Here is an 874-nt window from a genome sequence, read left to right as displayed (position 1 = left end):
GTCGGCGAACCGCGCCTCGAACTGCCGGAACCAGAGGTCGCAGGCGTAGTGGAAGGCTTTCTGCCGGCGGATCGCAACGGCACCAACCTGATCGTCAATTACCTGAAAACCGAACCTGGCGATGAAGTCATCTATGAATGGATCGGCTCGAAAACCGGCACCGCCACCGACTCGATCACACTCAACTCACTCACCGCCGGCAAACCTGTTTCATTCACCATTGAGGCCGCGCTGATCAAGGGCAATGAAGGCGGCAGGGTCACTGCCAAATACCTGATCAAACGGGCCAGCGGCGGAACCAGCTATGCCAATCCGCTGGAGTTCGGGGTGGGAGCGGCGGTGGAACTGCTTGAACCGGGGATCAAGGAAGCGACGAATACAACCAGCGTTGATCCCATGAACGTACTGACCACCCTCACAGCGACGGTGGATTACGAGGGGATGCTCAAGGACGACAAAATTGTCGTGAGCTGGATCGGCGCATCCGGCACACCCGCAGGCGGATCGGACACCGCGGCGGAACACACAGTGACCACGATCGGCGTGCAGGAAATCGCGCTGAAGACAGCGGTGATTGCTTTCAATCTTGGAAAACCGGTGTCCGTGCATTACACGATGAGCCGCGGCGGCAATGCGCCGGAGCAGTCGAAGACGCGGACGTTGGCGGTGTTGCCAATACCAGCAACCGAGCTGCAAAAACCGTTGCTCATGCAGGCGGACGACAATGGTCAGGGATCAGAAGTGCAGCTCATGAACCTGACATCCACCGGCAAACTGCGCTGTAACGACTGGCCGCATATTGCCCTACGCCAATACGTTTGGCTGCGTCTCGACGGAACATTGGAGGACGATAGCAAGTTTGAAAAAACGATTT

The 874-nt window shown here is 57.7% G+C and carries 1 pseudogene; it reads left to right on the top strand.

Going from position 1 to position 874, the window contains the following annotated elements:
* Positions 1–874: pseudogene (locus tag GIW69_RS26145) on the top strand (hypothetical protein); the annotation flags it as partial.

It is taken from the genome of Pseudomonas syringae (assembly GCF_021605415.1).
Lineage (GTDB): Bacteria > Pseudomonadota > Gammaproteobacteria > Pseudomonadales > Pseudomonadaceae > Aquipseudomonas > Aquipseudomonas syringae_S.
This window is presented reverse-complemented; position numbering and strand designations above follow the sequence as displayed.